We start from the raw sequence: 3351 nt of genomic DNA, 5'->3' as shown, positions 1-3351 counted from the left end.
GCATGGTGCGGGAGATGCTGCCCGCCATCGAGAACAAGAGCGGCGGCATCTTCCACTATGAGATCAAAAACACCGACCGCTCCATCGCCGCACGCGTGGCCGGCGAAATCGCCGAACGCTACGGCAACCACGGCATGGCGGACGCGCCCATCACCGTCAAGCTGAAAGGGGTGGCCGGCCAGTCCTTCGGCGTGTTCAACGTGGGCGGCCTGAACCTGCATCTGGAAGGTGACGCCAACGACTATGTGGGCAAGGGCATGGCCGGTGGCGAGATCGTCGTCGTACCGCCTGCGGGCAGCGAGATCGACCCGCACCGCACCCCGATCATCGGCAACACCTGCCTGTATGGCGCCACCGGCGGCCGCCTCTACGCCGACGGTACCGCCGGCGAGCGCTTCTGCGTGCGCAATTCCGGCGCCATCGCCGTGGTGCAGGGCTGCGGCGACCACGGCTGTGAATACATGACCGGGGGCACCGCCGTCATTCTGGGCAGCGTGGGCGTCAATTTCGGCGCCGGCATGTCCGGCGGCATGGCCTTCGTACTGGATGAGGACAACACCCTGCACGACCACCTCAACCCGGAGATGGTGGAGGCCATCCGCATCGACACCGAGGGAGACCGAGGCCTACCGCAACTACCTGCGCGTGCTGCTGGAAGACTATGTCGCCAAGACCGACAGCTGTTTCGGCAAGGCGGTGCTGGACGGCTTCAGCCGCTACATCGGCCAGTTCTGGCTGGTGAAGCCGCGCGCCATTCCGATGGAAAAACTGCTTGACCTGTTCGCCAAGCACGCGGCCTGAGAGGAATCGACACCATGCCTAACATCAGACAGTTTCTGGAAGTGGACCGCCAGCTGCCGGAGAAAAAGCCGGCGGACGTGCGGCGCAAGGAGTTCGGCGAGATCTACGGCAGCTTCGACCTGCAGCACGCCATGGCCCAGGCCGACCGCTGCCTGCACTGCGGCAACCCCTACTGCGAATGGGCCTGCCCGGTGCACAACTACATTCCCAACTGGCTCAAGCTGGTCGCCGAAGGCAATGTGCTGGAGGCGGCGGAAATCTCCCACAAGACCAACTCACTGCCGGAGATGTGCGGCCGCATCTGCCCGCAGGACCGCCTGTGCGAGAAGGCCTGCACGCTGGAAGACACCCACTTCGGTGCGGTCACCATCGGTGCGGTGGAACGCTTCATCACCGACACCGCCTTTGAGATGGGCTGGCGTCCGGACCTGTCCGACGTGCCCATGACGGACAAGAAGGTGGCCATCGTGGGCGCCGGCCCTGCAGGTCTGGCCTGCGCCGACATCCTCATCCGCAACGGCGTCAAGCCGGTGGTGTTCGACCGCCATCCGGAGATCGGCGGTCTGCTCACCTTCGGCATCCCGCCGTTCAAGCTGGAAAAGAAGGTAGTGCGCAAGCGCCGCGAGGTGATGGAGGAGATGGGCGTCGAGTTCCGCCTCAACACCGAAATCGGCAAGGATATCCCCTTCCAGCAGCTGCTGGACGAATATGATGCCGTCTTCCTCGGCATGGGCACCTACAAGGCGATGACAGGCGGCTTCCCCGGTGAGGACCTGCCCGGCGTCTACAAGGCCTTGGACTATCTGATCGGCAATATCAAGAAGCTGGAAGGCTGGCTGGAGGACGAGCGCGAATACATCGACCTGAAAGGCCAGCGTGTCGTGGTGCTGGGCGGTGGTGACACCACCATGGACTGTACCCGCACCGCCATCCGCCAGGGCGCGACCGAGGTCTACTGCGTCTACCGCCGGGATGAAGCCAACATGCCCGGCTCCCCTGCCGAAGTGCGCAACGCCAAGGAAGAAGGCGTGCAGTTCAAGTTCAACCGCACCCCGGTGGAAGTGGTCGGCGACGGCAAGGTGGAAGGCATCAAGGTGGTGCAGACCCGTCTGGGCGAACCGGATGAGAACGGCCGCCGCCGCCCGGAACCCATCCCAGGCTCCGAGGAGATCATCCCCTGTGACGCCGTGGTGGTCGCCTTCGGCTTCAAGCCCAACCCGCCGGAATGGTTCAGGGACTTCGGCATCGAAGTGGAAAGCTGGGGTGGCGTGAAGACCGCTGGCGAGGATGACGAATATCCGTTCCAGACCACCAACGAGAAGGTCTTCTCCGGTGGCGACATGGTGCGTGGCTCCAGCCTGGTGGTACACGCCGTGGCCGAAGGCCGCAAGGCGGCGGAAGGCATCCTCAACTTTCTGGGCGTGTAACCCGCAGTGCCCGCAGAAGGGTGCCGCAGACGGGGTCTCCCCCATTTTTACGGGACGGCGGATTCGCCGCCGGCAGCACACCCGCAAAAACGCCCGAAAACGGGCGTTTTTACTTAATTTTCAAGTCGTCAGGTAACACTTTCAGCCAATGAAACGGCAAAATGACCACTTGAGCAGATGCTGATCCATGCAAAGTGCTCCCCTTATGACAAGTCCTGCCCTCGACTACGGCAAACTGGCCAAAGCGCTCTGCCATCTGCGGGCACAGGTGGACAACCGGCGCACACTGCCTGCTGACATCCCCCTGCTGATGCGCGAGGCGGTGGAAGAGTCCATCATCCAGCGCTTCGAGACCGCTTGGGACAGCCTGTGGAAGGCATTACGACGCTATCTGCGGGATGAGGTGGGACTGGCGGAAGTGCCCAATGGCCCGAATCCGGTATTGCGGCTGGCCCATGAAAATGATCTGCTGCCCTCCCCCATCGAGCAGTGGTTGACCTATGCACGCCTGCGGGTGCAGACGGCGCACGACTACAGCCATGAAAAAGCGCAGGCGGCCCTGCAGCATATGGATGCCTTCCTGCAGGATGCCAACCGGTTGTTCATCCGCCTGACCGGACAGACGCCCGATGCATATTGCGCCTGAACACCTTGCGCTGCTGAAGCGGATTCTGTCCATCCACCTGCCGGAAACGGAAGTGTGGGCTTTCGGCTCGCGCGTATGCGGCCAGCCAAGCGCCGCTTCCGATCTGGATCTGGTGGCTTTCAGCGACGATGACAACGCACTGTTTCTGGCACGGGAGGCACTGGATGAAAGCGATCTGCCCTTTCGGGTGGATCTGTTGCAGTGGTCGGCCCTGCCGGAGAACATGCGCCGCCAGATTCAACAATGCTATGAAACCTTACTGACAGGGAAAACCCATGACTGACCTGAAACACGCCGCACTCGACTATCACCGCAACGGCCGTCCGGGCAAGATTGAGATTGCCCTGACCAAGCCGTGCGAGACCCAGCAGGACCTGAGCCTGGCCTACAGCCCGGGCGTCGCCCAACCGGTGCTGGAGATCGAAAAAGACCCCGTGGCTGCCTACGACTACACCAACAAGGGCAACCTGGTGGGCG

Annotated in this window: 3 protein-coding genes and 2 pseudogenes; all 5 read left to right on the top strand. The window is 62.8% G+C overall.

The annotated features are described in order from the left end of the window. Positions 1 to 776: pseudogene (locus F8K16_RS05855) on the top strand (hypothetical protein); the annotation flags it as partial. A 39-nt stretch (positions 777 to 815) separates the two neighbouring features. Beyond that, positions 816 to 2228, top strand: a complete 1413-nt coding sequence (locus F8K16_RS05850; protein WP_294948179.1) for an FAD-dependent oxidoreductase — start codon at positions 816 to 818, stop codon at positions 2226 to 2228. A 205-nt stretch (positions 2229 to 2433) separates the two neighbouring features. Next, on the top strand, positions 2434 to 2874 hold the full coding sequence (locus F8K16_RS05845) for a nucleotidyltransferase substrate binding protein (RefSeq protein ID WP_294948177.1): 441 nt from the start codon (positions 2434 to 2436) through the stop codon (positions 2872 to 2874). Further along, positions 2858 to 3157, top strand: a complete 300-nt coding sequence (locus F8K16_RS05840; RefSeq protein WP_294948175.1) for a nucleotidyltransferase family protein — start codon at positions 2858 to 2860, stop codon at positions 3155 to 3157. Before F8K16_RS05845 ends, F8K16_RS05840 begins: the two co-directional genes overlap by 17 nt. Beyond that, positions 3150 to 3351, top strand: a pseudogene (locus tag F8K16_RS05835) (malate dehydrogenase); the annotation flags it as partial. The gene F8K16_RS05840 and the pseudogene F8K16_RS05835, both read left to right, overlap by 8 nt.

The sequence above is a fragment of the Sulfurivirga sp. genome (assembly GCF_015490265.1).
Classification (GTDB): Bacteria; Pseudomonadota; Gammaproteobacteria; order Thiomicrospirales; family Thiomicrospiraceae; genus Sulfurivirga.
The sequence above is the reverse complement of the archived record's forward strand: the minus strand, read 5'-3'. Positions and strand labels throughout refer to the sequence as shown.

Bases quoted from the DNA above. Each gene is read 5' to 3' on its own strand.
- F8K16_RS05850 (WP_294948179.1), top strand. From the start codon at position 816: ATGCCTAACATCAGACAGTTTCTGGAAGTGGACCGCCAGCTGCCGGAG.
- F8K16_RS05845 (WP_294948177.1), top strand. From the start codon at position 2,434: ATGACAAGTCCTGCCCTCGACTACGGCAAACTGGCCAAAGCGCTCTGC.
- F8K16_RS05840 (WP_294948175.1), top strand. From the start codon at position 2,858: ATGCATATTGCGCCTGAACACCTTGCGCTGCTGAAGCGGATTCTGTCC.